Consider the following 26,151-nt stretch of genomic DNA (forward strand, 5'->3'; position numbering starts at 1 on the left):
CGGTTCAGGGGGAAGAATGCCCGCCGTGATCGTGGACTGTGCCATCTACCGGGACGGGCGCCGCACCGAACGGCCCGACGACTTCTCCGATGCCCTGGACGAGGCGAGGGCCTCGCACGACGCGTTCCTGTGGATCGGGCTGCACGAGCCGACGGAGGAGGAGTTCGACCTCGTACGGGACGAGTTCGGGCTGCATCCGCTGGCCGTGGAGGACGCTCTGCGGGCGCATCAGCGGCCCAAGCTGGAGGTGTACGACGACTCCCTGTTCGCGGTCCTCAAGCCGATCGTCTACGAGCCCGAGAGCGACACGGTCAGCGCCGACGAGCTGATGGTCTTCATAGGCGACGCGTTCGTGGTGACGGTCCGGCACGGCGAGGCCGCCCCGCTGGCGGCCGTGCGCCGCCGGCTGGAGGCCGAACCCGAGGTGCTGAAGCACGGCCCGACCGCGGTGCTGTACGCGGTCAGCGACGCGGTCGTGGACCACTACATGGACGTGTCCGGTGAGCTCCAGCTCGACCTGGAGGAGCTGGAGGCGCAGGTGTTCGCCCCGAGCGGCGGCGACTCGAAGAACACCGCGGCCCGGATCTACACCTTCAAGCGGCAGGTGCTGGAGTTCCGCCGGGCCGCCGGGCCGCTGACCGCTCCGATGGCCCGCCTCTCGGGGGCGGGCGTGCCGTTCGTCCACGAGCACGCGCAGCCGTTCTTCCGGGACGTGGCCGACCACCTGACGCGTGCCAACGAGCAGGTGGAGGGGTTGGACCGGCTGCTTTCGGACATCTTGTCGGCGCATCTGGCCCAGATGGGCGTGCGGCAGAACGACGACATGCGCAAGATCTCCGCCTGGGCGGCCATGGCCGCCGTTCCGACGATGGTGGCGGGCGTCTACGGCATGAACTTCGACCACATGCCGGAACTGCACTGGGTGTGGACCTACCCGGCGGTGGTCGCGGCGATGGCGTGCGCCGTGTTCGGTCTCTACCGGCTGTTCAAGCGGCGCGGCTGGCTCTGACCGCCCGGCGCCCGCGAACCCTGCGCGCTCGGACGTCTTCGCGGGCCGTCCGCGCTCAGACGTACGCGTGTTCCGGCGCGGCGGGGCTGCCCAGCGCGTCGCGGTGCCGCGGCATCTCCAGGCTCACCATGCGCCGCCAGCCGACGAGGCGCTCGTACGCGTACACCGCGTGGATGCCCGCGGCGAGAACGGCGGCCTTGGGCCGCGACCAGCCGAGCACGCGGCCCATGTGGGCCATGACGGCGAGGCTGACGTCTCGGTAGACGCGGATCTCGGCCAGGGCGCACTCGCGCATGGTCCGCTGGATGGTCCGGCCGTGCCCGGCGCGGGCGAGGCGGAGGAGTTCCTCGTGGCAGTAGGCGAGGTGGCTGTCCTCGTCGTGGGAGATCATCTTCACCGCGCGGCCGATGTCGGGGTGGTCGGCGAAGTACCGGCGCAGCAGCCGCATCTGCTCGGAGGCGCGCTGCTCGGTGACGCGGCTGTGGGCCAGATAGGTGATGATGTCGCGCTCGGTGAGCCGCTCCTCGCCGCGCAGCCGGGAGTGCGCGAGGCCGATGCCCTGCTGTTCCAGCAGCATCGTGTAGTCGGTCTCCGGCGGGACCTCGACGGGCGGCAGTCCGCGCTTCTTCAGGAGCGCGTTGAAGATCCGGCCGTGTTTGTCCTCGTCGGCGCCGTGCCGGACGATCCTGGGCGCCAGGTCGCGGCCGCTCTCCGGGACGAGGGCGGCGATGCGGGCGTTCTCCCAGCCCCCCTGGGCCTCACCGCTCGCGGCGATGGAGCAGAAGAGCCGGTAGGACTCGTCGTCGTCCAGGATCTCCTGGAACAGGGTCTGCGCTGAGAGCATGACGGCCACCTCCGTACCCGTTGCCCGCGGAATCCAACTCCGCGGAGCGGTAGTGCGCAGGGAGAGTCAAATGCGCCGCGGGACGGTCGGCAACCGGAGCGGCCGGGCACGGCGCCCGGTGCGGCGGCGTAACCCCTGGGCGCGCGGCGCGTTGTTCCGGGTGACGGCCGTGGCGGGGAAGACCCCCGAGCCCCCACCACGGCCGTAGTGCTGTCCCGGGATCCGTCAGGCGAGTCCGGAGCGCTCCAGGGCGTCCGTGCCGGCGCGCAGGGCGGTGAGCCGCTCCTCCAGCGTGAAGCCGGCCGGGGCGAGGTTGAGCGTGGTGACCCCGGCGGCGGCGTAGGCCTGCATCCGCTCGGCGATCCGCTCGACGGGGCCGAGCAGTGCGGTCTGGTCGATCAGCTGGTGCGGAACGGCGGCGGCGGCCCCCGCCTTGTCCCCGCCGAGGTACTTGTCCTGGATCTCGGCGGCCTCCTTCTCGTATCCCATGCGCTGGGCGAGCTGGTTGTAGAAGTTCTGCTTCCGGCTGCCCATGCCGCCGACGTACAGCGCGGTGTACGGGCGGAACATGTCGGCGAGGCCGGTCACGTCGTCGCCGACGGCGAGCGGAAGGGTCGGGCTGACGTCGAAGCCCTCCATCGTCTTCCCGGCCTTCTCCCGGCCCGCGCGCAGCGGCTGGATCGCGGTCTCCTCCAGGTGCTCGGCGGAGGGGAAGATCAGCAGCGCGCCGTCGGCGATCTCGCCGGTCTGCTCCAGGTTCCTGGGGCCGATCGCGGCGATGTAGAGCGGGATGTGCTCGCGCTGGGGGTGCACGGTGAGCTTGATCGGCTTGCCCGGGCCGTCGGGGAGCGGCAGCGTCCAGTGCGCTCCGTCGTACGACACGCGCTCGCGGGTCATCGCCTTGCGGACGATCTCCACGTACTCCCGGGTGCGGGCCAGCGGCTTGTCGAACTTCACGCCGTACCAGCCCTCGGAGACCTGCGGGCCGGAGACCCCGAGGCCGAGGCGGAAACGGCCGCCGGACAGCGAGTCGAGGGTGGCGGCGGTCATCGCCGTCATGGTGGGCTGGCGGGCCGGGATCTGCATGATCGCGGAGCCGACGTCGATCGACTCGGTCCGGGCCGCGACCCAGGTCAGCACGGTCGGGGCGTCGGAGCCGTACGCCTCGGCCGCCCAGCAGACGTCGTAGCCGAGCCGGTCGGCCTCCTGCGCGACGGCGAGGTTGTCGCCGTCCATGCCGGCGCCCCAGTAACCGAGATTGATGCCGAGCCGCATAGCCGCTCCCCTTACTGATCAGTAACGTCCCTTCCGCGCGACTCTAGCGCGGCCGGCGGCGATCCGGCAGGCCCACGCGACCTCCCGTTGTCCACAGGCCTGCGCCCCGTGGGGTCATGGCCAGTAATCTCAGCGCCCATGGAGCAGAGGCATCTCGGCCGTACCGGCCTTCGCGTGTCCCGGATCGGGCTCGGCACCCTCACCTGGGGCCGGGACACGGACGAGCACGACGCCGCCGACCAGCTCAAGGCCTTCTGGGACGCGGGCGGCACCCTGGTGGACACCGCCGATGTGTACGAGGGCGGCGAGGCCGAATATCTGCTCGGGCGGCTCGTCGGGAGCCTGGTCCCCCGTCAGGATCTGGTCCTCGCCACGAAGGCGGGCAACGTGCCGGACCCCTATCGCCGCTTCAACGGTTCACGTGGCCATCTCCTGGCCGCCCTGGACGCCTCCCTGGAGCGGCTCGGCACGGACTACGTGGATCTGTGGCAGGTCCACGCCTTCGACCCGGCGACCCCGTTGGAGGAGACCCTCCAGGCGGTGGACCTCGCCGTCTCCTCCGGGCGCGTCCGGTACGCGGGCGTGTCGAACTTCTGCGGCTGGCAGCTGGCGAAGGCCGCCACCTGGCAGCTCGCCGCGCCCGGCGTGCGCACGCGGCTGGCCAGTACGCAGATGGAGTACTCGCTGCTCCAGCGGGGCATCGAGCGCGAGGTGCTGCCCGCCGCGCTGGACCTCGGGATCGGGCTGCTGCCGTCCTCGCCGCTGGGGCGCGGCGTGCTCACCGGCAAGTACCGCCAGGGCACCCCGTCCGGCTCCCGGGGGGCGTCGACACGGCTCGCCCCGTTCGTCGAGCCGTATCTCGACGACGCGGCGGCCCGTATCACCGACGCGGTGGCGACGGCGGCGGACGGGCTGGCGACGAGTCCGCTCCAGGTGGCGCTGGCCTGGGTCCGGGACCGGCCCGGGGTGGCCGCGCCGATCGTCGGTGCGCGCAACGCCGGGCAGCTCGCGGAGGCTTTGTCAGTGGAGGCGCTTAGTCTTCCCTACGAGATCTGCCAGGCGCTCGACGATGTGTCGGCGCCCGTGCACCGCTATCCCGACCAGGACTGGAGCACGCTGTGACTGCGCTTCCCGGGGAGACCCCCGGCACCGTCGGCACGGACACACCACAGGACGCCGTGTCCCCGCCGGAGACCGGTGCCGAAGGCCCCGAGCACGCCGAAGCGCCCGATGGGCCCGACGTTCCCGACGCGTCCGAGGACACCGAGCCGTCGGGCACTCCGGCGGACGTCGAGGATGACGCGGAGGGCGATGCGGAGGGCGATGCGGAGGACGGGACGGCCGAAGCGACCGCTGACGCCGCGACCGCCGACGCCGCTCCCGCCGCCGAGCTCTCGGAGGCGCAGGCCGAGCTGGCCGCCCAACGGGAGCTGCGGGAGCGGATCGAGAAGCGCAAGTCGGAGAAGGCCGCGCCCATCGCCGCGGGAACGGGACTGAGCGGCACGGCGGCCGATCTGCTCGCGGCCGTCCGGGCCGTGGAGAGCGGCGAGAAGGCGGGCACCGCGTTCTTCGACCGGCCCGCCGCGCCCCCGGCCTCCCGCCGCCCCGAGCAGGCCGCCAAGCCGTCCCGTGCCCCCGCGCCCGGGGCCGCCCCCGCGGCGCGGGCCGCCACGCCGGAGGTCCTGGACGCGGTGCGCGCGGTGCTCACGGAGGGCGGGGCCCCCGAGGCGCTGGCCCGCCCGGCCGCCGGCGCGCTCGGCGAGCAGGCGGCCGAGCTGCTGCGCACCGACCCCTGGCAGCTGCTGGCCGTGCCCGGCGTGCGGCCGGAACAGGCCGACGGCTTCGCTCGGGCTCTGCTGGGCGCCGACTGCGGCCCGGACGACGGCCGCAGGACGGCGGCCCTGGTCGGCTGGGTGCTGGAGCGTGCCGCACTCCGGGGCCACACGGCACTGGACGCCGAGACCGTGCGGGCGGCGCTCGCCGAGCGCGCGGTCGGTGATCCGGAGGCGGCGGTGCGGGACGCCGTCGAGGAGGGCGTCGCCCTGCTCTTCCAGGAGGACGACGAGCCGGCGCCGGACGACACCGGGGCCGAGGACGGCGAAGCGGACGGGGCGGGCCTCGCGGAGGAGGCCGACGCGGCCCGGGAGCCGGTCCAGGTGCTGCTGGGCCTGGACCGCTACGCCCTGGCCGAGGAGAGCCTCGCCGATGGTCTGGCCCGGCTGGCCAACGCCTGCGAGAAGGCCGACGACTGGGCGGAGGCGGCCGCCGCGGCCCCCGGCCCGTCGGCCGCCGAGCTGATCCGTGCGGCCGCGGCGGCCGGACTGGTCGCGCACAGCGGCGGCGAGGCGGCCCGGGCCGAGCCCGCCGCCCTGATCGCAGCGGCGCGCGGCCTGGGGCTGCGGGCGCTGGGCGCCACCCACAGCGAGGACGGCCGCCACAGGCTCGCGGCGGCCACCGGCGATCCGGACACGGCGGTCACGCTGGCCGGCCTGCTCTCCGGCGCGCAGGGCCCCGGCCGGGACGAGGACGGGGCGCTCGCCCTGGACCTGCTGGTCGTGCTGGACGCCCCGCAGCTGGACGTGGAGGGTGCGGCCGTCCTGGTCGAGGCGCTGGCCGACGGCGCCCGGCTGGTGCTGAGCGGCGACCCGGGTGTGCTGGGCTCGGCGGGCGCCGGGCGGGTGTTCGCCGATGTGCTGGCCTCCCACGCCTGTCCGCAGGTCGTCTCCCGCACCCCGGACCCCGGACCGATCGGCGAGCTGGTCTCCGGCATCGGCATCGGCGAGCTGCATCAGGTCGACGCCCCGGGCAAGGAGGTGGTGATCGTTCCGGTCCGCGACGCGGGCGAGGCGGTCCACCGCACCGTGCAGCTGGTCGCGGACTCGGTGCCCCGGGCGTTCTCCATCCCCGCCGAGGAGACCCAGGTGATCACCGTGGGCCATGGCGGGTCCGCCGGAACCAGGGCGCTGAACGAGGCGCTGAAGCAGCGGCTCAACCCGGGGCCCGGCCGGTTCGGCGGTTTCGACCCGGGCGACCGCGTGGTCCATGTGCCCGCGCCCGGCCGGGCGGTGCCCGGGGTGGTGCGCTCGGCCGACGCCGAGGGGCTGCGGCTGGACTGCGGGGGCGTCCCCGTCGTCGTACCGCAGGAGCGGGTGGAGTCGTCGGTGCGGCACGGCTGGGCCCTCAGCGCCCACCAGGCGGCCGGGATGCGCTGGCCCGCCGCGGTCGTGGTGCTGCCGGGCGACGCCGCGCAGGGGCTGAGCAGGCCGTGGGTGTACACGGCGTTCGGCCGGGGCGAGCGGCATCTGTCCGTGGTGCACGGGGTGGACCAGGCGCTCCCGCACGCGGTGGCGCAGGTTCCGGCCCAGGAGCGCACGACACGGCTGCGCGCGTTGCTGGAGGCGCTGCCGACGCCCGACGCCTCGTCCTGAGCGGTCGGGCCGGTCCGGACAGCGGTGGGGCCCCGGCGCGTTGTGCGCCGGGGCCCCACCGCTGTCCGGTGCGGGAGGAGGGGGAAGGGTCAGAGGCCGCCCGCCGGAGGCCCGGGGAAGTCCTCGTCCGACTCGTCCTCGTCGTCGAAGACCGCGCTGACGTCGAAGCGGCAGACCACCAGTTCGGGGTCGGCGTCCTCGAACGGGGCGCCGAGCCACTCCCCCGGCTCCGGCGGCGCTTCCCCGGCCGAGACCCAGAGGGTGGAGTCGCCCTCCTCCAGGCCGAACTCCTTGTGCCGGGAGGCGATCTCGTCCGGTTCGTACTCGCCGAAGAGCACGCCGAGCGCGGCGTGGACACTGGTGCCGACCACCGGGGCCGTGCCCTGCCCGCCGCCCGGACCCGCGTCGAGGTCGGCGAGGCGCTGAGCCTGTGCGAGCAGCCGCGGGGGCTCCGCGACCACGTAGTCGCGCCGGATCAGAACGCTGAGCGCGCTGGGCTCGGCGGGACCGGCGTAGGGAGGCAGGGAGTCGTCCGCGCCGGGGATCTCGAAGGGGGTGACTTCGTCGTAGCGCTCGTAGAGGAGTTCGTCGTAGACCTCGGCGGCAGCGGCAAGGGCGTTGAACGCGTCGTAGACGGCGGGGTCGTCGTCCCCGGTGCGGCGTTCGACCGCGCCGAGGTGACGGTCGATCGCGGCTTTGACCGCCTCGGCGGCGGCGCGTACCTCGGCAGCGGTGGGCTGCGCAGCATCAGACATAGTGCAGACGCTATCCGTACCGGGGCTCTGCCCGCACAATAGATGCGATGCCGGAATACGAATTCGTCGACGTGTACGTGCCGCGCGGGGTCTCCCGCAAGGAAGCGGCCCGACTCCTGACCGACCACGCCGAGTACGGACACTGGGAACTGGACCGCCTGACGCTCCGCAGGGACGGCAGCCGCAGGGTGCGGCTGCGCAGACGGATCATCCGTCAGCTGCGGGCCACCTGGTGACAGGGAGCGGGCCCCGTGGCCGCGGGGCCCGCTCCCTCACCCGGGCTGTGCCGTGGTGCGCCCGCCCGGATCAGGCGGCGCTGCGCGAGCGGCGGTAGAGAACCGATCCGGCGCCGGCGAGCAGCAGTCCGGCACTGGCCGGGATGAGCAGTTCGAGCCCGCCCCCACCGGTCTGCGCGAGCTGCTCCCCGGGGATGTGCTGGGTCTCGGGGACATTCGGCTCGGGCGGCTGGTTGGCCGGCGGGGTGACCGGCTTCTCCGGCGTGACCGGGGGCTTCTCCGGCTGCTCGGGCGGCGGGGGCGGAACCTCGGCGTCGTTGGAGCAGCTGTTGCCGAAGACGGGGTTCAGCAGACCGACGACGGTGACGCTGTTCCCGCAGAGGTTCACGGGGATGTCGATCGGCGCCTGGATCAGGTTGCCGGAGAGGATGCCGGGCGAGCCCTGGGCGATCCCCTCGGCCGTGGCGCCGCCGCCCGGGGCCCGGTGACGGCCGGTGCCGGGCTCGGAGTACCGGTCCGACGCGTCGGAGTGCCCGTCCGAGGCGGTGGTGTCGCCGGCCCGGGCGCCGTTTCCGGAGCTTCCCTGGACGGAGCGCTCCTGGGGAGCCGCCGAGCGGTTCCCGGAGTGGTCGGATTCTGCTGATCCGTTTCCGCAGTCGTTGCCGAAGACGGGGTTGAGCAGACCGCCGACGCTGGCGGAGTTGCCGCAGGCGTTGACCGGGATGTCGATCGGGACGCTGACCGAGTTGCCGGACAGCACGCCCGGTGAGCCGGAGGCGGTACCGGCCGCCCCGGAGTCGGCGTGGGCGTATCCGCCACTCAGCGCGAGCACTCCGCCCGCAGCCGCCATGGTGATCAGGCCTTTACGAGTGACCTGTCGCATAGGTTCGTTTCCTGCCTTCTGGCTTCCGAAAAGCCCCCGGACATGACCGTGCGGGAGCCGAATGCCGAACGGTCCCGGAGTGCATGGAGTGCACTCCGGGACCGGTCGAGCTCAAACCCTTACGGGTCGACGTTCAACGTCAGGCGTTGACGCAGGTGTTGCCGAAGGCGGGGTTCAGCAGACCGATCACGGAGACCGTGTTGCCGCACAGGTTGATCGGCACGTGGACCGGAACCTGGACGACGTTGCCGGAGAGCACGCCGGGGCTGCCGATGGCAGCACCCTGGGCGCCCGCGTCGGCGGAAGCCATGCCCGCACCCGCGAGAACGAGGCCACCCGTAGCAGCCGCAACTGCGACGACCTTCTTGATCATGATTCCTCCTAGTTGGAAAATGCGGTCCCAGCCGCGGACCGCAAACCTTGTAACGAGGAGGATTTCCCGGGGCTACGTGTGAACGGCTCGTTTCACTCGTTCGGACATGTCCGCACAGGTGGACGAATCAGCGGTGAATCGGTCACGGAGCGGTCAGGAGTGGTCGATGAACCGGTCGAGCACCCGCACGCCGAACTGCAGGCCGTCGACCGGGACCCGCTCGTCGACGCCGTGGAACATCCCGGCGAAGTCCAGCTCCGGCGGCAGCTTCAGCGGAGCGAAGCCGAAGCCCCGGATGCCCAGGTCGTCGAAGGACTTGGCGTCGGTGCCGGCCGAGAGCATGTACGGCACGGCACGGGCGATGGGGTCCTCGGCGACCAGCGCGGTCTGCATGGCGTCGACCAGAGCGCCGTCGAACGTGGTCTCCAGGGCCTTGTCCGCGTGCACGTCCTCGCGCCGGACGTTGGGCCCGAGGATGCGGTCCAGGTCCGCCAGGAACTCCTCCTCGTAACCGGGCAGGTACCGGCCGTCGACGTGGGCGGTCGCCTGCCCCGGGATGACGTTGACCTTGTAGCCGGCGCCGAGCTGCGTGGGGTTGGCGGTGTTCTGGAGGGAGGCGCCGATGAGCTTGGCGATGCCGCCGAGCTTGGCGAGCGTCTCGTCCATGTTCTCCGGGTCCAGCTCGGTGCCCAGCGCGTCGGAGAGCTCGTCCAGGAAGTGCCGCAGCGTCTTGGTGACCCGCACCGGGAACTTGTGCCGCCCCAGGCGGCCGACCGCCTCGGACAGCTCCGTGATGGCGTTGTCCTTGTGGATCATCGATCCGTGTCCGGCGGTGCCGTCCACGGTCAGCTTCATCCAGTGCATGCCCTTCTGGGCCGTCTCCACCAGATACAGCCGCAGGTTCTCGTTGACGGTGAAGGAGAAGCCGCCGACCTCGCTGATCGCCTCGGTGACGCCCTCGAAGAGCCCGGGGTGGTTGTCGACGAGGTAGCGCGCCCCGTACGTCCCGCCGGCCTCCTCGTCCGCGAGGAAGGCGAGCACGATGTCGCGCGGGGGCTTGCGTCCTGTCCGCATGCGCTCGCGGACGACCGCGAGGGTCATCGCGTCCATGTCCTTCATGTCGACCGCGCCCCGGCCCCAGACGCAGCCGTCCGCGATCTCCCCGGAGAACGGGTCGTGCGTCCAGTCCGCCGCGTTGGCCGGGACGACGTCGGTGTGCCCGTGGATGAGGAGCGCCGGGCGGGAGGGGTCCTCGCCCTCGATCCGGGCGACCGTGGAGGCCCGGCCCTTGTGCGACTCGAAGATCTGCGGCTCCAGGCCGACCTCCGCGAGCTTCTCCGCGACGTACTCGGCCGCGAGCCGCTCACCGGGGCCGGAGTGGTCGCCGTAGTTGCTGGTGTCGATCCGGATCAGGTCACGACAGAGGTCGACGACCTCCCTCTCGGCGTTGCCACCGGTGACGGCCTTGCCCGTGCTGCTCTCGCTCACGCTGATTCCTTCCGCTGTCGCTGTGGTGCTCCTCTTCATCCTCCCGCGCCCATGGCCCGCGCCCAAGGCCGCGCACCCCCCGTCACGCACCGTTCACAGCCATCGGGGCGTGATCGAGCACCCTCGAATGTTTGCTATGGTTTTCCACGTCGGAACGGGCACGGCCCGCGAGACAGACACCTTGTCCGGGTGGCGGAATGGCAGACGCGCTAGCTTGAGGTGCTAGTGCCCTTTATCGGGCGTGGGGGTTCAAGTCCCCCCTCGGACACCAGCAGGAGCCCCACTTCGGTGGGGCTCTTTTGCGTCACCGGGCGACCACGGAGAGGGGCGACGATGCGAGGCCGCAGGAAGCCGCCTCCCGCGCCGCTCCCCCAGCGGCACGGGATCGACGCGGTGCGGGTGCGGTTGCCGGAGGATCCCGCAGGGCTCTGGGGCCGTGTCGGGGACCATCTCGTCGGGCGGTTCGGCGGAGCGATCGGGGCGGCCCGGGTGGCGGAGATGCTGGCGGCCGGGCGGTTCGTGGGGGCCGACGGGGTCGCCGTGCGGGGTGACGAGCCGTATACCGCGGGGCGGTGTCTCTGGTTCCACCGGGACTTCGCACCGGAGGAGACGGTGCCGTTCCCGGTCGGCGTCGTGTACCGGGACGAGCGGCTCGTCGTCGCCGACAAGCCGCACTTCCTGGCGACCGTGCCCCGGGGGCGGCACATCACCGAGACCGCGGTGGCCCGCCTGCGGCGGGAGCTGGATCTGCCGGCGCTCCAGCCCGCGCACCGGCTGGACCGGCTGACCGCGGGGCTCGTGCTGTTCGTGGTGCGGCCCGCGGACCGGGGCGCGTACCAGACGCTGTTCCGGGACCGGCTGGTGCGGAAGGAGTACGAGGCGGTGGCCCCGTACGATCCGGAGCTCGTCCTTCCCCGGACCATGAGGAGCCGGATCGTGAAGGAGCGCGGGGTGCTCGCCGCCCGTGAGGAGCCGGGCGAGGCGAACAGCGAGAGCCGGGTGGAGCTGCTGGAGCACCGGGGCGGGACCGGGCGCTACCGGCTGCTGCCGGCCACCGGGCGGACCCATCAGCTGCGGGTCCACATGAACGCGCTGGGGCTGCCGATCGTCCACGATCCGCTGTATCCGGTGGTGGAGGAGGAAGGGGCCGCCGACGACTTCTCGCGGCCGTTGCAGCTGCTGGCCCGGGTGCTGGAGTTCACCGATCCGGTCGGCGGGGAGCCGCGCCGCTTCACGAGCGGGCTGCGGCTCTCCGCCTGGCCGGAGGGGTGAGGCGCGCGGCGCTCAGTGGCCGCGCTTGATCCACTCGTCGAGCTGCGGGGCCTCCGCGCCGATGGAGGTGGGGTCGCCGTGGCCGGTGCGGACGGCGGTGTCGCCGGGCAGGGTGAGCAGCCGGTCCCGGATCGAGTCGATGATCGTCGGGAACGACGAGAAGGACCGGCCGGTGGCGCCGGGACCGCCCTGGAAGAGGGTGTCGCCGGTGAAGACCGTACCCAGCCCGGGGGCGTACAGGCAGACCGCGCCGGGGGCGTGGCCCGGGGTGTGCAGGACCGTGAGCGTGGTGCCCGCGACGGTCAGTTCCTGGCCGTCGGCCAGGGGGCCGTCGGGGGCGCGGTCCGGGTGGGTCTGCTGCCAGAGCGGCAGGTCGTCCGGATGCAGCAGGATCGGGGCGCCGGTGGCGTCCGCGAGGGCGGGCGCGGCGTCGACGTGGTCGTTGTGCGCGTGGGTGCAGACGATGGCACGCAGCGTACGGCCGCCGAGCGCGGCCTCGATGGCGGCGGCGTCGTGGGCGGCGTCGATGACGATCGCCTCGGTGTCGTCGCCGACGATCCAGACGTTGTTGTCGACGTCCCACTCGCCGCCGTCGAGGGCGAAGGTGCCGGAGGTGACCAGGTGGTCGATGCGGGCGGTCATCAGAAGACCACCACCGAGCGGAGGACGTCGCCGTCGTGCATCCGGGCGAAGGCCTGCTCGACGTCGCCCAGACCGATGGTCTCGGTGACGAACGCGGCGAGGTCGAGGCGGCCCTGCTGGTGGAGGTCGACGAGCATCGGGAAGTCGCGGGAGGGCAGGCAGTCGCCGTACCAGGAGGACTTGAGCGAGCCGCCGCGGCCGAAGACGTCCAGGAGCGGCAGTTCGAGCTTCATGTCCGGGGTGGGGACGCCGACGAGGACGACCGTGCCGGCGAGGTCGCGGGCGTAGAAGGCCTGCTGGTAGGTCTCCGGGCGGCCGACGGCCTCGATGACGACGTCGGCGCCGTTGCCGTCGGTGAGGGCGCGGATGGCCTCCACCGGGTCGGTGGAGCGGGAGTTGACGGTGTGGGTGGCGCCCATCTTCTTCGCCGTCTCCAGCTTGCGGTCGTCGATGTCGACCGCGATGATCTTCGCCGCGCCGGCCAGCCGGGACCCGGCGATCGCCGCGTCGCCGACGCCGCCGCAGCCGATGACGGCGACGGAGTCGCCCCGGCCGACCTGGCCGGTGTTGATGGCGGCGCCGATGCCCGCCATGACGCCGCAGCCGAGCAGCCCGGCGACGGCCGGGGAGACCTCGGGGTCGACCTTGGTGCACTGGCCGGAGGCGACGAGGGTCTTCTCGGCGAACGCGCCGATGCCCAGCGCGGGCGACAGCTCCGTGCCGTCGAGCAGGGTCATCCTCTGCTTGGCGTTGTGGGTGTCGAAGCAGTACCAGGGGCGGCCGCGCAGACAGGCGCGGCACTGGCCGCACACGGCACGCCAGTTGAGGACGACGAAGTCGCCGGGGGCGACGTCCGTGACGCCCTCGCCGACGGACTCCACGACGCCCGCGGCCTCGTGGCCGAGGAGGAAGGGGAACTCGTCGTTGATGCCGCCCTGCTTGTAGTGCAGGTCGGTGTGGCAGACGCCGCACGCCTGGATCTTCACGACCGCCTCGCCGGGGCCGGGGTCCGGAATCACGATCGTCTCGACCCTGACCGGCTCGTTCTTCCCCGGTGCGATGACCCCTTGCACCTGCTGCGCCATAACCGTGCTCTCCCTGTTCCTGAGCTTTCGCGATGATCGATCGCGGCCAACCGTACGCCTTGGGGGACCCGCTACGGGGCGAGGACGTCCAGCTCGTGCAGGGCGCCGACCGCGATCTCCTTGGTGATCCGTTCGGCGGCGTCCGGGTCGCCCTCGCGGACCGCCTCGGCGAGGCGGACGTGGAGGGTGACGGCGGCCGGGTCGGGGTCCTCGAACATCACCTGGTGGTGGGTGCGGCCCGCGAGGACCTCGGCGACGACGTCCCCGAGCCGGGCGAACATCTCGTTGCCGGAGGCGTTGAGGACGATCCGGTGGAAGGCGATGTCGTGTTCGAGGTAGCCCTCCAGCTGCTGGCCGCGCGAGGTGGCGACCATGCCGAGGGCGCGTTCGGTGAGCTCGGCGCACTGCGCGGCGGTGGCGTGGCGGGCGGCGAGGCCCGCCGCGACCGGCTCGATCGCGGAGCGCAGCACGGTGAGGGAGCGCAGCTGGCGGGGGCGGTCGGCGCCGGCCAGGCGCCAGCGGATGACCTGGGGGTCGTAGACGTTCCAGGTCTCGGTGGGGCGGACCGTCACACCGACGCGGCGGCGGGACTCGACCAGGTGCATCGATTCCAGGACCCGGACCACCTCGCGCACGACCGTACGGGAGACGTCGAAGCGCTGGGCCAGCTCGTCGGTGCGCAGGACGCTGCCGGGCGGGCACTGGCCGGAGGAGATCTCCAGACCCAGGGTGTCCAGCACATGCGTATGCAGCCCCTGGCTCTGTGTGGTCATGGGTCAAGCCTACGGGGAGACCCTCGGGAACAATAAGTACGACGTTTACGTCACAGACTCTTGAATAAGTCGTACCTAATAGGTTTCAGTAGCGCGACGGACCGATGTCGAAGAAGACAGCGAGACACCTCCATGAACACGGCACCCCCCATGAGCACCCCCCACGTCGTCGTGGTGATGGGCGTAGCAGGAACCGGCAAGACCACGATCGGTCCCCTGCTCGCCGCCGAGCTCGGCGTTCCGTACGCCGAGGGCGACGACTTCCATCCCCCGGCGAACATCGCCAAGATGTCGGCCGGCACCCCCCTGGACGACGACGACCGGTGGCCCTGGCTGGACGCCATCGGCGCGTGGGCGCACGGACGGGCCGGGGTCGGCGGGGTCGTCTCCAGCTCCGCGCTCAAGCGCGTCTACCGGGACCGGCTGCGGGACGGGGCGCCGGACGCCGTCTTCCTGCATCTGACCGGTGACCGGGCGCTGATCGAGGAGCGGATGGCGGACCGCAAGGGCCACTTCATGCCCACCGCGCTGCTCGACTCGCAGTTCGCGACGCTGCAGCCGCTCCAGGCCGACGAGGCCGGGGTGAGCGTCGACGTGTCCGGCACTCCCGAGGAAATCACCCGCCGAGCCGTCGCCGCGCTGCGCCGGCTCGATAGTTAAGGACCATCACCGTGACCAGTCTCAGCGTCGAGATGCTGGCAGCGGACGCCGCCGAACCGATCACCTCGGCAGGCAACGCTCAGTTGGGCATCGCCGTCCTGGCGGGCATCGCCGTCATCGTTCTCCTCATCACCAAGCTCAAGATGCACGCGTTCCTGGCGCTGACCATCGGTTCGCTGGCGCTCGGCTCCTTCGCGGGAGCCGCCCCGGCCGACACGATCCTCAGCTTCACCGCGGGCCTCGGCTCCACCGTCGCGGGCGTGGGCGTCCTGATCGCGCTCGGCGCGATCCTCGGCAAACTGCTCGCCGACTCGGGCGGGGCCGACCAGGTCGTCGACACCATCCTCGCGAAGGCCAGCGGCCGGGTCATGCCCTGGGCGATGGTGCTGATCGCCTCGATCATCGGTCTGCCGCTGTTCTTCGAGGTCGGGATCGTGCTGATGATCCCGGTCGTCCTGCTCGTCGCCAAGCGCGGCAACTACTCCCTGATGCGGATCGGCATCCCCGCGCTGGCCGGACTCTCCGTGATGCACGGGCTGATCCCGCCGCACCCCGGCCCGCTGGTCGCGATCGACGCCCTGGACGCCAACCTCGGCGTGACGCTGGCGCTCGGCGTGCTGGTCGCCATCCCGACGGTGATCATCGCCGGTCCGGTCTTCTCCCGCTACGCCGCGCGCTGGGTGGACATCAAGCCGCCGGAGAACATGATCCCGCAGCGCCCCTCCGAGGACCTGGACCGCCGTCCGAGCTTCGGCGCGACCCTGGCGACCATCCTGCTGCCGGTCGTCCTGATGCTGCTGAACGCGCTCGTCGAGATCGTGGTCGACAACCCCGAGAACGGTCTCCAGAAGGTCACCGCGGTCATCGGCTCGCCGCTGATCGCCCTGCTCGCGGCCGTCCTCGTCGGGATGTTCACGCTGGGCCGGGCGGCCGGGTTCACCAAGGACCGGCTCGCCGGCACCGTGGAGAAGTCCCTCGCCCCGATCGCCGGGATCCTGCTCATCGTCGGCGCGGGCGGCGGCTTCAAGCAGACGCTGATCGACGCCGGGGTGGGCCAGATGATCCTGGAGTTCTCCGAGAACTGGTCGATCCCGGCCCTGCTGCTCGGCTGGCTGATCGCCGTCGCGATCCGCCTCGCCACCGGCTCGGCCACCGTCGCCACCATCTCGGCCGCCGGTCTGGTCGCCCCGCTGGCCGCCGACATGTCGACCTCGCACGCGGCCCTGCTGGTGCTGGCCGTCGGCGCCGGTTCGCTGTTCTTCAGCCATGTCAACGACGCCGGGTTCTGGCTGGTGAAGGAGTACTTCGGCATGGACGTCGGCCAGACCGTGAAGACCTGGTCGGTGATGGAGACGATCATCTCCGTGGTGGCCATGGCCTTCATCCTGCTGCTGTCGCTGTTGCTGTAGCCCCTCCCCCGCGGTCACGCGGAACGCCCGCCCCGGTACGGCACCGGGGCGGGCGTTCCGCGTGACCGCGGGGGCCGTCAGCGGCGGGCCGACTCGCTCTCGGCCGCCTTCTCCAGCTGGAACGCCTCGTTGCCGAGGCCGATGCGGGCGTGCACCTCGGGCTTGACCGAGCGCAGCACCGCCCCGTACACGAGGCCTCCGACGAGCGCCAGGATGATCACGCCCGGCAGCAGCCAGTTGAGGGCCGAGCCGGTGCCGGAGCCGACGAGGACGTCGAAGTCGCGGACGGTGAAGACGGCGATCGACAGGAGTGCGAGTCCGGCGAGGCCGGAGGCCACCAGGCGCGGGGCCTGCGCGCGGCCGGCTCCACGCTTGACGAAGAAGGCGATGACGGCGAAGGAGGCGGCGGCCATCAGCAGGATGACGCCGAGCGCGCCGACGTTGCCCATCCAGGTGAACAGCCGCAGGACGGGCGCGGTGGGGTCGCCGACCGGGTTGTCGTCGGTGAACGCGAACGCCAGGATGATCACCACGGAGACGGCGGTCTGGAGCAGCGAGCCGGTGCCGGGGGCGCCGCTCGCCCGGTTGGTGCGGCCGAAGCGGGAGGGCAGCAGGCCCTCGCGGCCCATCGCGAACGCGTAGCGGGCGACGACGTTGTGGAAGCTGAGGAGCGCGGCGAACATCCCGGTGACGAAGAGGATGTGCAGGACGTCGGTGAAGGTGGAGCCGAGCCGCGCCTCGGTGAGGCCGAACAGCATGCCGGGGCCCTCCTTGAGGGAGGTGTCGGCGATGGATCCGGGTCCGGCGGCGACGGTGAGGGCCCAGGAGCTGATCGCCAGGAACAGCGCGGCGTAGCCCACCGCGAGGAACATCACCCGGGACACCACGATCTGCGGTCGGCTGGTCTCCTCCGCGTACACCGGGGCCTGCTCGAAGCCGACGAACGCGGCGATGCAGAAGCAGAGCGCGGTGCCGAGCCCGGCGCCGGTGAGGGTCTCGGGGTTGAAGGCGTGCAGCGACAGGCCCTCCGGGCCGGGCTTGCTCACGGCGGCGATGTCGAAGATCACGACGAGCGCGCACTCGATGACCAGCAGGACGCCGAGCACCTTGGCGTTGAGGTCGATCTTCAGCCAGCCGAGGACGCCGACGACGGCCGCCGCGACCAGGGCCGGGATCCACCACGCCAGCTCGATGTCGAGATACGTGGCGAAGATGCCGGAGACCTCGAAGCCGAGGATTCCGTAGATGCCGACCTGCATCGCGCTGTACGCCACCAGCGCCACGAGCGAGGCGCCGGCGCCGGCGGTCGGGCCGAGCCCCCGGGCGATGTACGCGTAGAACGCGCCGGCGTTGTGGACGTGCCGGCTCATCTCCGCGTAGCCGACGCCGAACAGCATCAGGACGACGCCCAGGATGATGTAGAGCAGCGGCTGGCCGACGATGCCCATCACGCCGAAGACCGTGGGCATCACTCCGGCGACCACCATCAGGGGGGCGCTGGCCGCGACGACCGACAGCAGGAGGCCGGGGGTGCCGAGCCGGTCCGCCCGCAGGGCTCGTTCCTCGCCCTTGTAGGTGTTGATCCCGCCGGTGTCGGCCCTCCCCGACGTGGTGCCGGTCTCGCTGATGGATGAACTGCCCCTCGACATGGCGGGATGGATCCCTTCTTCGTGGTGGGGTGGTGCCTTTCGTGCTTCACGGGGTGCCGAGCGCGTAGGCGCGCGCGGCGACGAACGCGGCGTGCGGCTCCCGGCCCGCGTACGACCAGGGCGCGGCGGTGGCGTACGGGCCTATGCGGTGGAAGAGGGCGGCGGCCTCGGCGGGCCGTCCCTCGCAGACCTTGGCGTGCGCCAGGAAGTTCAGGTCGAGACGGTGGCGCGGGTGGTCCTCGCGCTCCCACTCCAGCCACCAGTCGAAGGCGGCCTTCATCACCTGGCGGGCCCGGCGTCCGGACCAGTGCTCGGAGGCGGCCGGGTCCCTGGACTCGATGCCGGCGGCGACCAGGACGCGGTAGCGCTCGGCGTGGGCGATGACCGGGAGAACGGCCAACGGGGAATCCGCAGGGGCCAGTTCGGCGGCCCAGGCGGCGAAGTCGTACACCTCGTGGAGAGGGTCGTGGCCGCTGGCGGGGTTGCTCTCGGCCAGCAGAGCGGTCATCACATGGTGGGCGTGATGGTGGTCGGGGTGACGCGAGCGCACCTCCTCGAAGAGCCTGCCGGTCTCGTCCGCCCCGTCGTCGCGGCCCCGGTCCAGGAGGAGCAGCGCGAGCCAGGGGGTGGGGTCGTCGGGGACGAGGCGGGCGGCGGCGAGGCACGCCTCGCGGGCGCGGGCGGCGTCGTTCGCCTTGGCCTTGGGCCGCAGCGCGCGGACGACGCGGGCGCAGCCGAGAAGGGTGGCGGCGTCGGCGCTCTCGGGTTCGACGAGCAGCCAGTCGCCGGCCCAGTCCACGGCGGAGGAGGTCTCGGCGAGGGCCAGGAAGCGATGTCCGCGGCGGTCCCAGTCCCGTCCGGTGCCCACCAGCAGGGTGCGGGCCTCGGACCATCGGCCCTGGACGAACCGGCCGCGTGCGGCGATGAGTTCGTCGTCGTCGAGGGCCGGGTCGAAGACGTGGTCCGGGCGGCCGCCCCGACGACGGGAGCGGCCCAGGGGCGGCGGAGGCGGGGGCATGCCGCGGGCTTCTTTCGATGCGGTGTGCGAGCGGATGATCGCGCACAGCAAAGCGGTAGGCCATGCTCCCCGTCAAGAGGCGCCTGATGTCAACTCTGTTCACTTTTAGCCTACTTGGCTGGAACACAGCCCGTCGGGTGTGGTGTTCGCACAGCGTGCGGCGGGGTCGGCGGGTGCGGAGTGGCGCCTGACACACTGAGGACATGGAACCTCGCGAACCCCTCAGCCCCTTCCTTCTCGCCTTTCCCGGGCCGCTGCGCGACCGGTTGGTGGCGGCGGTCCTCGCCGGCGAAAAGGTGTCCACCTCCGGGCTGTTGGCCGAGTACGAACAGGAGCGGGAGGAGCTGCCCCCCGTGGGCGAACGGTCCGCGCTGATCGACTCGGAGGGGCGGGAGGTGGCGGTGCTGGAGCTGACCGACGTACGGGTGCTGCCCCTGGGGGAGGTGGATCTCCAGCACGCGCTCGACGAGGGCGAGGGATACCGGTCGGTCGCCGAGTGGCGGGCGGGGCACGAGCGGTTCTGGCACGGCGAGGAGATGCGGGAGGCGCTGGGGGATCCGGGGTTCACGGTGGACGACGGGACGCTGATCGTCGCGGAGCGGTTCCGGGTGGTCGAGCGGCTGGTCTGACCGCCGGGCTCCGCCCCGGCCCCCGCTCCTCGATCGCCGGAGGGGCCGCGAACGCGGGCCCGCCTACAGTGCCTCCGCCGCCGCCCTGCCCGCCGCCCTGCCGGAGAAGATGCAGCCGCCCAGGAACGTGCCCTCCAGGGAGCGGTAGCCGTGGACTCCGCCGCCGCCGAAGCCTGCGGCCTCGCCCGCCGCGTACAGGCCGGGAAGGGGGGTGCCCTCCGCGGTCAGGACGCGGGAGGACAGGTCCGTCTCCAGGCCGCCCAGGGACTTGCGGGTGAGGATGTTGAGGCGGACGGCGATCAGCGGGCCCGCCGCCGGGTCGAGGACGCGGTGCGGCTTCGCGGTGCGGATGAGGCGGTCGCCGAGGTAGGCGCGGGCCCCGTGGATCGCGGTGACCTGGAGGTCCTTGGTGAAGGGGTTGGCGATCTCGCGGTCCCGGGCGGTGATCTCGCGGCGCAGGCTCTCCTCGTCGACGAGGTCCTCGCCGGTGACCGCGTTCATGCCCCGGACCAGCGCGCCGAGGTCCTTCTCGACGACGAAGTCGACACCGTGGTCCATGAACGCCTTGACCGGTGCGGGCACGTCCGCGCGGGCCCGGCCGATCACGTCGCGGACCGACTTGCCGGTCAGGTCGGGGTTCTGTTCGGAGCCGGAGAGCGCGAACTCCTTGCCGATGATGCGCTGGTTGAGCACGAACCAGGTGTAGCCGTGGCCGGAGCGCATGATGTGTTCGAGGGTGCCGAGCGTGTCGAAGCCGGGGAAGAGCGGGACGGGCAGCCGCTTGCCGCGCGCGTCGAGCCAGAGGGACGAGGGGCCGGGCAGGATCCGGATGCCGTGCTCGGCCCAGATCGGGTTCCAGTTCTCGATGCCCTCGGTGTAGTGCCACATCCGGTCGCGGTTGATGTGGTGCGCGCCCGCCTGCTCGGCGATGCCGAGCATCAGCCCGTCGACGTGCGCGGGCACCCCGGAGAGCATCTTCTCGGGCGGGGTGCCCAGGCGCTCGGGCCACTGGGAGCGGACCAGGTCGTGGTTGCCGCCGATGCCGCCGGAGGTGACGATCACCGCCTGGGCCTTCAGCTCGAAGGCGCCGGCGACCTCCCGGCCGCTCGCGGTGCCCCGCTCCGCCGCGCTGGGCTCCAGGATCTCGCCGGTGACCGTGTCGAGCGCCCCGGCGGTACGGGCGAGGCCGGTGACCCGGTGGCGGAACCTGAGCTGGACGAGCCCCTTGGCGACGCCCTCGCGGACCCGCCGCTCGAAGGGGGCGACGACGCCGGGGCCGGTGCCCCAGGTGATGTGGAAGCGGGGTACGGAGTTGCCGTGGCCCGTCGCGTCGTAACCGCCGCGTTCCGCCCAGCCGACGACCGGGAAGATGCGCAGCCCCTGCTGGTGCAGCCAGGAGCGCTTCTCGCCCGCGGCGAAGTCGACGTACGCCTCGGCCCACTTCCGCGGCCAGCGGTCCTCCTCCTCGCGGTCGAAGCCCGCCGTGCCGTACCAGTCCTGGAGGGCCAGCTCCCGGCTGTCCTTGATCCGCAGCCGGCGCTGTTCGGGCGAGTCGACGAGGAAGAGGCCGCCGAAGGACCAGTGCGCCTGGCCGCCGATGGACTGCTCGGGCTCCTGGTCGAGGAGGATCACGGACCGGCCGGCGTCGACCAGTTCGGCGGTGGCCACGAGCCCGGCGAGTCCCGCCCCGATCACGATCACATCAGCGTCGTACGCCATGGGTTCCATCCTGTCGGGGTGGCTCGGGGGCGGGCGAGGGAGGTCGGTCCACCACGTCGGCGAAACGTTCAAGCAAGTTACTCGTGCGTCAGATCTTGGATACCAGCCGGTGCCACGTCAACCATCCGGGTGCTGTTGGATGAAACGCATGACGCCCTCTGACGAGATCCTGGACATCGTCGACGAGAACGACGAGGTCATCGGGCAGGCTCCACGTGGTGAGGCGACCGCGCGGAGGCTGCGGCACCGCTGTGTCTTCATCGAGGCGCGCGACGCCGACGGGCGGGTCTTCGTCCATCGGCGTACGCCCACGAAGCTGCTCTTCCCCTCGCACTACGCCATGTTCGTCGGCGGGGTGGTGGGCGCGGGCGAGTCGTACGACGAGGCGGCGCTGCGCGAGGCGGAGGAGGAGCTGGGAGTCTCGGGTCTGCCGCGGCCCGAGCCGCTGTTCCGGTTCCTCTACGCCGACGCGGACACCGGGCACACCTGGTGGTCCGCCGTCTACCGGGTGCGGTGCGAGCTGCCGGTGGCCCCGCAGGTGGAGGAGGTCGCCTGGCACACGTTCCTGGACGACGCGGAGCTGGAGCGGCGGCTCGACGCGTGGCCCTGGGTGCCGGACGGGGTGGAGGCGTACCGGCGGCTGCGGGAGTTCCGGGCTGCCTGACCGGGACCGGACGCCCTGAACACCTCCGAACGCCCCTGAACGAATCCGACCGGGGCTGACCGGGGCTGACCGGGGCTGACCGGGCCCGATCGGTGGGCAGCCTCTAGGGTTCCAGGTGTGGACAAGATCGTGCAGAGCGTACGGCTGTGGTTCGCGCCGCAGCGGATCCGGGAGGAGGGGGACACCCCCGACTACCGGTTCTCGCTGGCCAACGAGCGGACGTTCCTCGCGTGGATCCGGACGGCGCTGGCCCTGATCGGCGGGGGTTTCGCCGTCGATCAGTTCCTGCCGGAGCTGGTGTGGGGCGTGCGGGCCGGGCTCGCGCTCGGGCTGCTCGCGGCCGGGGTGCTCTGCGCGCTGCGGGCGGTCAACCACTGGGTGCGGTGCGAGCGGGCGATGCGGCGGGGCGAGGACCTGCCGGTGTCCCGGTTCCCGACGCTGCTGAGCCTCGTGGTCGCCGTCGTCGCCGTGGCGATGGTGGTGGTGGTCCTCTTCGGCTGGGAGGGCGTGTGACGGCGGCGGTGGACCGGGATCCCGGGTTGCAGCCCGAGCGGACGCGGCTGGCCTGGCGGCGTACGACGCTGTCCGCCACGGTCGTCGCGCTGCTCGCGGTGCGGCAGGCGCTGCACGGCGGGACGACGCCGGCCGCGCTGGTCGCGGTGGCGCTGAGCGCGCTGGCCTGGCTGGGGTTCCTCGTGGTGGCCCACCGCCGGATGCTGCGGATGGAGGCGGCCCGGCCGGGGCCGCTCGCCCCGCGCGGGGCGCTGGCGGCGACGCTGTGCACGGTGGCGCTGGCGGTGTTCGCGGCGGCGATGCTGTTCTGAGCCCGGCCGGAGACCCGCGACCGGCCGGCTCCGGCGGGGCCCCTCAGCCGTCCCAGTCCACCGTCACCACGATCTTGCCGCGGGTCCGCCCCTCCTCGTTGAGCCGGTACGCGTCGGCGGCCCGCTCCAGCGGGAACACCCGGTCCACATGGACGGTGAGGATGCCCCGTTCGGCCAGTTCCGCGACCTGGGCCAGGTCGTCGGCGTCGGGGCGCACGAAGGCGTAGCGGCCGCCGAAGGAGAAGACCTCGCCGTCCGCGATGGAGGCGAGCCGGCCGCCCGGGGCGAGGGTGTCGGCACTGGCGCGCAGCGCGTCGCCGCCCACCGTGTCGAAGGAGGCGTCGAAGCCGTCCGGGACCAGTGCGCGGAGCCGGTCGACGAGGCCCTCGCCGTACTCCACGGGCTCCGCGCCGAGGCTGCGGAGGTGCTCGTGGTTGCGGGGGCTCGCGGTGCCGATCACCCGGCAGCCGGCGTGCCGGGCGATCTGGACGGCGAGCGATCCGACGCCGCCGGCCGCCGCGTGGACCAGGACGGTGTCACCGTCGCGGATCTTCAGGGTGCGGTGCAGCACCTGGTAGGCGGTCAGCCCGGCCAGCGGCAGGCCCGCGGCCTCCTCGAAGCTCAGGCTCAGGGGCTTGCGGGCGAGGGTGCGCACGGGTGCGGCGACGTACTCGGCGAACGTACCGCGCGAGAGGAAGTCCTCGCGTACGTAGCCGATGACCTCGTCGCCGACCGCGAACTCGTCGACGGCGACGCCGGGCTGCACGACGACCCCGGAGACGTCCCAGCCGGGGATCACCGGGAAGACGGCTTCGAGGCCACCCTGGAGGTAGCCCTCGCGGGCCTTCCAGTCGACCGGGTTGACGGCGGCTGCCCGGACCTTCACCAGGACCGTGTCGGGGCCGACCTTGGGGTCGGGCCGCTCGCCGTACTCCATGACGTCGGCGGAACCGTACGCGCTGTAGCTGATCGCCTTCATCCCTCGACCTTCGGTGCGGGCCGGGGCCGCCGCAACTCAGGGGGACGGCCGGGGCCGGCCCCTCTCACCAGCGCGGGACCGCCGGCGTGGTCCACTCCGGGTCCGCCGCGCGCATCGCCGCCGCGTCGTCGCGCTCGCGGTGGGTCTCGTCCGCCAGCCAGCGCCGGTGCAGGGCGGACAGGCGCTCGCGGTCCAGCTCGACGCCGAGGCCGGGGGCGTCGGAGACGGTCAGCCGCCCGCCGGTGAAGGTGTGGCGCTCGGTGATGACGTCCTCGGTCTGCCAGGGGTAGTGGCTGTCGCAGGCGTGACCGAGGTCCGGCACCGTGGCGGCGACGTGGGTCATCGCGGCGAGGCTGATGCCGAGGTGGGTGTTGGAGTGCATGGAGATTCCGACGCCGAATGTGCGGCAGATGCCCGCCAGTTCCCGGGTGCGGTGCAGTCCGCCCCAGTAGTGGTGGTCGCTCAGGACGATCTGGACGGCGTCGCGGGCGAAGGCTTCGGGGATCTCGGCGAGGGTGGTGACGCACATGTTGGTGGCGAGCGGGACGTCGGTCCCGGCCGAGACGGCTGCCATACCGTCGGTGCCGCTGGTGGGGTCCTCCAGGTATTCGAGGACGCCCTTCAGCCGCTCGGCGACGTACAGCGAGGTGGGGACGGACCAGGCGCCGTTCGGGTCCAGGCGCAGCGGGCGGCCCGGGAACGCCTCGGCCAGGGCGTGGATCGCGGCGATCTCCCGGTCGGGCTCGAAGACGCCGCCCTTGAGCTTGAAGGAGCCGAAGCCGTAGGTGTCGGCGAAGTGGCGGGCCTGGGCGACGACACCCGCCGGGTCGAGCGCCGCACCCCAGTCGTCGGCCTCGCCCGCGCCGGGGTGGGCGGCCCAGCGGTAGAAGAGGTACGCGCTGTACTCGACGCTGTCGCGGACCTTGCCGCCGAGCAGGGCGTGGACCGGCAGTCCCCGCGCCCTGCCGAGGGCGTCCAGGCAGGCGACCTCGAAGGCGGAGACGACCGAGAGGCGGATCTTCTCGGCGTTGCGGACTCCGCGCAGTCCTCCGGCGTCGACCCGGTCGTCGGCTGCGCGCGACGCACCGCACACCTCCTCGGCCAGGGCGAAGAGCCCGTTCAGATCGGTGACCGCCCGGCCGGGGAGCGCCTCGGCGAGGGAGCGCGCGGGCTCCAGGTAGGCGCCGTCGCCGTAGGTCTCCCCCACGCCGGTCGTTCCGCCCCGGGTGACGACCTCCACGATCAGGCGCGGGGTGTACGGCTGGTGGACGCCCTGCGTGTTCAGCAGGGGCGGATCGGACACGAGGACCGGGGTGAGCCGGACGCCTTCGATCACCAGATCATCTGTATTCATACGTGAACTCTATTCAGGGATGCGATTCACCGCCAGGGTCGGGCGGGCGTCCGCTCCGCCGGATCACGGAAGGGCACTGGACGACATACCGACTGGTCGGCATCATGGTTCCCGATCGTCCAGTCGCCTCGTTCCGTCGCCCGGAGGTACGCACCATGAGCTCAGTCCCCCCACCAGGTCTCGACCCGGAGCTGCTGCGCGGCCATCTCGACCGCGAGCGGCCGGGGCTGGTGAGCGGACCCCTCGAAGCGCGGCTGATCGAGGGCGGCCGCTCGAACCTGACGTACGTCGTCGGCGACGGGACGGGGCAGTGGGTGGTGCGCAGACCTCCGCTCGGCCATGTGCTGGCCACCGCGCACGACATGGCGCGCGAGCACCGGGTGATCAGCGGCCTGTACCCCACCGCCGTCCCGGTGCCGGAGCCGCTGCTGCTCTGCGAGGACGACAGCGTGATCGGCGCCCCGTTCTACGTGATGGAGTACGTCGAGGGCACCCCGTACCGCACCGCCGAGCAGCTCGCCCCGCTGGGCCCCGAGCGCACCCGGGCGGCGGTCCTCGGGCTCGTCGACACCCTGGTCGACCTGCACGCCGTGGACCCCGAGGCGGTCGGGCTCGGGGACTTCGGGCGGCCCGAGGGCTTCCTGGACCGGCAGTTGCGGCGCTGGGGCAAGCAGCTGGACGCCTCCCGCAACCGCGACCTGGCGGGCATCGACGAGCTCCACGCCTCCCTCGGCCGCAGGCTGCCCTCCTCCCCCGCGCCCACCGTCGTCCACGGCGACTACCGCCTGGACAACGTGCTGCTCGGCTCCGACGACCGGATCAAGGCCGTCCTCGACTGGGAGATGTCCACGCTCGGCGATCCCCTGACCGACCTCGGGCTGCTCGTGATGTACAGCTCCGACCTGGACCTGCCGGAGTCCCCCGTCTCCACCACCAGCGGCGCGGCCGGGCATCCGTCGCCCGCCGAGCTGATCGAGCGCTACGCGGCCCGCTCGGGCCGGGACACCTCCGCCATCTCCTGGTACACCGCGTTCGCGTGGTTCAAGCTCGCCGTGATCCTGGAGGGCATCCACTACCGCTACACCCTCGGCCAGACCGTCGGCGCGGGCTTCGACCGGATCGGCGATCTGGTCCCCGTCTTCATCGAGCACGGCCTCACCACCCTCCAGGAAGGCTGAACCCC

The 26,151-nt window shown here is 72.4% G+C and carries 26 protein-coding genes and 1 tRNA gene; 13 read left to right on the forward strand and 14 right to left on the reverse strand.

Features of this window, described 5'->3' with window-relative positions; genetic code table 11:
• Positions 1-16 precede the first annotated feature (16 nt).
• The gene (gene corA, locus OG245_RS06545; protein WP_371622593.1) at positions 17-1,009 is read left to right on the forward strand and encodes a magnesium/cobalt transporter CorA; all 993 of its coding nucleotides are present in this window, start codon (positions 17-19) and stop codon (positions 1,007-1,009) included.
• Positions 1,010-1,064: 55 nt separating this feature from the next.
• Here corA and OG245_RS06550 read toward each other — a convergent pair whose 3' ends face one another.
• Together OG245_RS06550 and OG245_RS06555 are read right to left on the reverse strand one after the other, a co-directional pair.
• Positions 1,065-1,853, reverse strand: a complete 789-nt coding sequence (locus OG245_RS06550) for a ferritin-like domain-containing protein (RefSeq protein WP_371622594.1) — start codon at positions 1,851-1,853, stop codon at positions 1,065-1,067.
• A gap of 225 nt (positions 1,854-2,078) precedes the next feature.
• Complete coding sequence (locus OG245_RS06555) at positions 2,079-3,128, reverse strand: LLM class F420-dependent oxidoreductase (protein WP_371622595.1); 1,050 nt, start codon at positions 3,126-3,128, stop codon at positions 2,079-2,081.
• 138 nt (positions 3,129-3,266) lie between these two features.
• Between OG245_RS06555 and OG245_RS06560 the strand changes: the two genes are divergently transcribed.
• Both OG245_RS06560 and OG245_RS06565 read left to right on the forward strand, forming a co-directional pair.
• Positions 3,267-4,250 carry an aldo/keto reductase gene (locus OG245_RS06560; protein ID WP_371622596.1) on the forward strand — a complete coding sequence of 328 codons (984 nt, stop codon included), beginning with the start codon at positions 3,267-3,269 and terminating at the stop codon, positions 4,248-4,250.
• A complete protein-coding gene (locus OG245_RS06565; protein ID WP_371622597.1) occupies positions 4,247-6,556 on the forward strand; it encodes a helix-hairpin-helix domain-containing protein in 2,310 nt (769 codons plus the stop codon). The genes OG245_RS06560 and OG245_RS06565 overlap by 4 nt, the downstream gene beginning before the upstream one ends.
• A gap of 89 nt (positions 6,557-6,645) precedes the next feature.
• Here OG245_RS06565 and OG245_RS06570 read toward each other — a convergent pair whose 3' ends face one another.
• A complete protein-coding gene (locus OG245_RS06570; protein ID WP_371622598.1) occupies positions 6,646-7,311 on the reverse strand; it encodes a hypothetical protein in 666 nt (221 codons plus the stop codon).
• 47 nt (positions 7,312-7,358) lie between these two features.
• On the opposite strand from OG245_RS06570, the gene OG245_RS06575 reads away from it, so the two are divergent.
• Entirely contained in the window at positions 7,359-7,547 is a 189-nt protein-coding gene (locus OG245_RS06575; protein WP_003970138.1) for a DUF5703 family protein, read from the forward strand.
• Positions 7,548-7,617: 70 nt separating this feature from the next.
• On the opposite strand, the gene OG245_RS06580 is transcribed toward OG245_RS06575, so the two are convergent.
• From OG245_RS06580 to OG245_RS06590, 3 genes are all read right to left on the reverse strand, one after another.
• On the reverse strand, positions 7,618-8,430 hold the full coding sequence (locus tag OG245_RS06580; protein ID WP_371622599.1) for a chaplin: 813 nt from the start codon (positions 8,428-8,430) through the stop codon (positions 7,618-7,620).
• A gap of 139 nt (positions 8,431-8,569) precedes the next feature.
• Complete coding sequence (gene chpH, locus OG245_RS06585; RefSeq protein ID WP_015607544.1) at positions 8,570-8,803, reverse strand: chaplin ChpH; 234 nt, start codon at positions 8,801-8,803, stop codon at positions 8,570-8,572.
• A gap of 153 nt (positions 8,804-8,956) precedes the next feature.
• Complete coding sequence (locus OG245_RS06590) at positions 8,957-10,291, reverse strand: M20/M25/M40 family metallo-hydrolase (protein WP_056703072.1); 1,335 nt, start codon at positions 10,289-10,291, stop codon at positions 8,957-8,959.
• A gap of 183 nt (positions 10,292-10,474) precedes the next feature.
• Between OG245_RS06590 and OG245_RS06595 the strand changes: the two genes are divergently transcribed.
• Both OG245_RS06595 and OG245_RS06600 read left to right on the forward strand, forming a co-directional pair.
• Positions 10,475-10,562: transfer RNA gene (locus OG245_RS06595), tRNA-Leu, on the forward strand.
• A 62-nt stretch (positions 10,563-10,624) separates the two neighbouring features.
• Complete coding sequence (locus OG245_RS06600; RefSeq protein WP_371622600.1) at positions 10,625-11,563, forward strand: RluA family pseudouridine synthase; 939 nt, start codon at positions 10,625-10,627, stop codon at positions 11,561-11,563.
• A 12-nt stretch (positions 11,564-11,575) separates the two neighbouring features.
• On the opposite strand, the gene OG245_RS06605 is transcribed toward OG245_RS06600, so the two are convergent.
• The 3 genes from OG245_RS06605 to OG245_RS06615 form a co-directional block, all read right to left on the reverse strand.
• A complete protein-coding gene (locus OG245_RS06605) occupies positions 11,576-12,205 on the reverse strand; it encodes an MBL fold metallo-hydrolase (RefSeq protein ID WP_371622601.1) in 630 nt (209 codons plus the stop codon).
• The gene (locus OG245_RS06610) at positions 12,205-13,290 is read right to left on the reverse strand and encodes an S-(hydroxymethyl)mycothiol dehydrogenase (RefSeq protein WP_371622602.1); all 1,086 of its coding nucleotides are present in this window, start codon (positions 13,288-13,290) and stop codon (positions 12,205-12,207) included. The genes OG245_RS06605 and OG245_RS06610 overlap by 1 nt, the downstream gene beginning before the upstream one ends.
• Positions 13,291-13,361: 71 nt before the next feature.
• Complete coding sequence (locus OG245_RS06615) at positions 13,362-14,063, reverse strand: FadR/GntR family transcriptional regulator (RefSeq protein WP_371622603.1); 702 nt, start codon at positions 14,061-14,063, stop codon at positions 13,362-13,364.
• Positions 14,064-14,213: 150 nt separating this feature from the next.
• On the opposite strand from OG245_RS06615, the gene OG245_RS06620 reads away from it, so the two are divergent.
• Complete coding sequence (locus OG245_RS06620) at positions 14,214-14,723, forward strand: gluconokinase (RefSeq protein ID WP_371622604.1); 510 nt, start codon at positions 14,214-14,216, stop codon at positions 14,721-14,723.
• A gap of 11 nt (positions 14,724-14,734) precedes the next feature.
• Positions 14,735-16,132: a GntP family permease gene (locus OG245_RS06625; protein WP_371622605.1), complete on the forward strand. Its 1,398-nt coding sequence runs from the start codon at positions 14,735-14,737 to the stop codon at positions 16,130-16,132.
• A 77-nt stretch (positions 16,133-16,209) separates the two neighbouring features.
• On the opposite strand, the gene OG245_RS06630 is transcribed toward OG245_RS06625, so the two are convergent.
• Both OG245_RS06630 and OG245_RS06635 read right to left on the reverse strand, forming a co-directional pair.
• Positions 16,210-17,781, reverse strand: a complete 1,572-nt coding sequence (locus OG245_RS06630; RefSeq protein WP_371622606.1) for an APC family permease — start codon at positions 17,779-17,781, stop codon at positions 16,210-16,212.
• Positions 17,782-17,827: 46 nt separating this feature from the next.
• A complete protein-coding gene (locus OG245_RS06635; protein ID WP_371622607.1) occupies positions 17,828-18,799 on the reverse strand; it encodes a hypothetical protein in 972 nt (323 codons plus the stop codon).
• A 203-nt stretch (positions 18,800-19,002) separates the two neighbouring features.
• Here OG245_RS06635 and OG245_RS06640 point away from each other — a divergent pair, with 203 nt between their 5' ends.
• A complete protein-coding gene (locus tag OG245_RS06640) occupies positions 19,003-19,428 on the forward strand; it encodes an ASCH domain-containing protein (protein WP_371622608.1) in 426 nt (141 codons plus the stop codon).
• 63 nt (positions 19,429-19,491) lie between these two features.
• Here OG245_RS06640 and OG245_RS06645 read toward each other — a convergent pair whose 3' ends face one another.
• Positions 19,492-21,147 (reverse strand): FAD-binding dehydrogenase, encoded by a 1,656-nt coding sequence (locus OG245_RS06645; protein WP_371622609.1) that lies wholly within the window; start codon positions 21,145-21,147, stop codon positions 19,492-19,494.
• A 148-nt stretch (positions 21,148-21,295) separates the two neighbouring features.
• On the opposite strand from OG245_RS06645, the gene OG245_RS06650 reads away from it, so the two are divergent.
• The 3 genes from OG245_RS06650 to OG245_RS06660 all read left to right on the forward strand — a co-directional run bounded on the left by OG245_RS06650 (position 21,296) and on the right by OG245_RS06660 (position 22,635).
• Positions 21,296-21,811 (forward strand): NUDIX domain-containing protein, encoded by a 516-nt coding sequence (locus OG245_RS06650; protein ID WP_371622610.1) that lies wholly within the window; start codon positions 21,296-21,298, stop codon positions 21,809-21,811.
• A gap of 117 nt (positions 21,812-21,928) precedes the next feature.
• Complete coding sequence (locus OG245_RS06655; protein WP_371622611.1) at positions 21,929-22,324, forward strand: YidH family protein; 396 nt, start codon at positions 21,929-21,931, stop codon at positions 22,322-22,324.
• Positions 22,321-22,635, forward strand: a complete 315-nt coding sequence (locus tag OG245_RS06660; RefSeq protein ID WP_371622612.1) for a DUF202 domain-containing protein — start codon at positions 22,321-22,323, stop codon at positions 22,633-22,635. Before OG245_RS06655 ends, OG245_RS06660 begins: the two co-directional genes overlap by 4 nt.
• A gap of 43 nt (positions 22,636-22,678) precedes the next feature.
• Here the strand turns inward: OG245_RS06660 and OG245_RS06665 are convergent, their stop codons facing one another.
• Both OG245_RS06665 and OG245_RS06670 read right to left on the reverse strand, forming a co-directional pair.
• Positions 22,679-23,614 (reverse strand): NADP-dependent oxidoreductase, encoded by a 936-nt coding sequence (locus OG245_RS06665; protein ID WP_371622613.1) that lies wholly within the window; start codon positions 23,612-23,614, stop codon positions 22,679-22,681.
• A 64-nt stretch (positions 23,615-23,678) separates the two neighbouring features.
• On the reverse strand, positions 23,679-24,968 hold the full coding sequence (locus tag OG245_RS06670) for an enolase C-terminal domain-like protein (protein WP_371622614.1): 1,290 nt from the start codon (positions 24,966-24,968) through the stop codon (positions 23,679-23,681).
• 155 nt (positions 24,969-25,123) lie between these two features.
• On the opposite strand from OG245_RS06670, the gene OG245_RS06675 reads away from it, so the two are divergent.
• Positions 25,124-26,146 (forward strand): phosphotransferase family protein, encoded by a 1,023-nt coding sequence (locus OG245_RS06675; RefSeq protein WP_371622615.1) that lies wholly within the window; start codon positions 25,124-25,126, stop codon positions 26,144-26,146.
• The last annotated feature ends 5 nt before the right edge of the window (positions 26,147-26,151 follow it).

Origin of the sequence: Streptomyces sp. NBC_01116 (genome assembly GCF_041435495.1) — a bacterium.
Taxonomy (GTDB): domain Bacteria; phylum Actinomycetota; class Actinomycetes; order Streptomycetales; family Streptomycetaceae; genus Streptomyces.

Coding starts and splice junctions, on each gene's coding strand:
- OG245_RS06620 (WP_371622604.1), top strand. CDS start 14,214: ATGAGCACCCCCCACGTCGTCGTGGTGATGGGCGTAGCAGGAACCGGC.
- OG245_RS06580 (WP_371622599.1), bottom strand. CDS start 8,430: ATGCGACAGGTCACTCGTAAAGGCCTGATCACCATGGCGGCTGCGGGC.
- OG245_RS06610 (WP_371622602.1), bottom strand. CDS start 13,290: ATGGCGCAGCAGGTGCAAGGGGTCATCGCACCGGGGAAGAACGAGCCG.
- corA (WP_371622593.1), top strand. CDS start 17: ATGCCCGCCGTGATCGTGGACTGTGCCATCTACCGGGACGGGCGCCGC.
- OG245_RS06665 (WP_371622613.1), bottom strand. CDS start 23,614: ATGAAGGCGATCAGCTACAGCGCGTACGGTTCCGCCGACGTCATGGAG.
- chpH (WP_015607544.1), bottom strand. CDS start 8,803: ATGATCAAGAAGGTCGTCGCAGTTGCGGCTGCTACGGGTGGCCTCGTT.
- OG245_RS06600 (WP_371622600.1), top strand. CDS start 10,625: ATGCGAGGCCGCAGGAAGCCGCCTCCCGCGCCGCTCCCCCAGCGGCAC.
- OG245_RS06560 (WP_371622596.1), top strand. CDS start 3,267: ATGGAGCAGAGGCATCTCGGCCGTACCGGCCTTCGCGTGTCCCGGATC.
- OG245_RS06605 (WP_371622601.1), bottom strand. CDS start 12,205: ATGACCGCCCGCATCGACCACCTGGTCACCTCCGGCACCTTCGCCCTC.
- OG245_RS06675 (WP_371622615.1), top strand. CDS start 25,124: ATGAGCTCAGTCCCCCCACCAGGTCTCGACCCGGAGCTGCTGCGCGGC.
- OG245_RS06615 (WP_371622603.1), bottom strand. CDS start 14,063: ATGACCACACAGAGCCAGGGGCTGCATACGCATGTGCTGGACACCCTG.
- OG245_RS06550 (WP_371622594.1), bottom strand. CDS start 1,853: ATGCTCTCAGCGCAGACCCTGTTCCAGGAGATCCTGGACGACGACGAG.
- OG245_RS06650 (WP_371622610.1), top strand. CDS start 21,296: ATGACGCCCTCTGACGAGATCCTGGACATCGTCGACGAGAACGACGAG.
- OG245_RS06670 (WP_371622614.1), bottom strand. CDS start 24,968: ATGAATACAGATGATCTGGTGATCGAAGGCGTCCGGCTCACCCCGGTC.
- OG245_RS06570 (WP_371622598.1), bottom strand. CDS start 7,311: ATGTCTGATGCTGCGCAGCCCACCGCTGCCGAGGTACGCGCCGCCGCC.
- OG245_RS06630 (WP_371622606.1), bottom strand. CDS start 17,781: ATGTCGAGGGGCAGTTCATCCATCAGCGAGACCGGCACCACGTCGGGG.
- OG245_RS06645 (WP_371622609.1), bottom strand. CDS start 21,147: ATGGCGTACGACGCTGATGTGATCGTGATCGGGGCGGGACTCGCCGGG.
- OG245_RS06635 (WP_371622607.1), bottom strand. CDS start 18,799: ATGCCCCCGCCTCCGCCGCCCCTGGGCCGCTCCCGTCGTCGGGGCGGC.
- OG245_RS06555 (WP_371622595.1), bottom strand. CDS start 3,128: ATGCGGCTCGGCATCAATCTCGGTTACTGGGGCGCCGGCATGGACGGC.
- OG245_RS06640 (WP_371622608.1), top strand. CDS start 19,003: ATGGAACCTCGCGAACCCCTCAGCCCCTTCCTTCTCGCCTTTCCCGGG.
- OG245_RS06575 (WP_003970138.1), top strand. CDS start 7,359: ATGCCGGAATACGAATTCGTCGACGTGTACGTGCCGCGCGGGGTCTCC.